This is a genomic window from Bradyrhizobium sp. WSM4873 (genome assembly GCF_055811355.1).
The window spans coordinates 1-488 of the sequence record NZ_JBVVPS010000125.1; the positions used below are offsets into that span (position 1 = coordinate 1).

The window sequence follows — 488 nt, forward strand, 5'->3', positions numbered from 1 at the left end:
CTTCAGCCTGCTTCAGCACGAATGCAATCTGCGCCTCTGAAAACTTCGATGCCTTCATGGAATTCTCCTCTCCCCATTAGGGGATCAAAAGTGGAAAACTTCAGTTCAAACTGGCCTAATTTGGCGGGGGCACGTCATCTGAAGGACGGACAAATGAAGCGAGCCAGGTTTACGGAAGAGCAGATTATAGGCGTGCTGCGCGAGCATGAGGCCGGTGCGAAGACGGCCGATTTGGCACGCAAGCACGGCGTCTCGGAAGCGACGCTTTACAACTGGAAGTCCAAATTCGGCGGTATGGACGTCTCGGAGGCCAAGCGGCTACGGCAGCTTGAGGACGAGAACGCTAAGCTGAAGAAGCTGTTGGCCGAGCAGATGCTGGATGCGACGGCGCTGCGTGAGCTTCTTTCAAAAAATGTATGACCCGCCCCGCCCGTGCAAGGTCGTTTAATGAGGACGATGCAGTCTGCACAAATGTATCCGGCCTCTTG

At 54.9% G+C, this 488-nt stretch carries 1 pseudogene; it reads left to right on the top strand.

Annotated elements, in window-relative coordinates:
* Positions 1-153: 153 nt before the first annotated feature.
* Positions 154-417: pseudogene (locus AC0L21_RS38050) on the top strand (transposase); the annotation flags it as partial.
* Between the last annotated feature and the right edge of the window lie 71 nt (positions 418-488).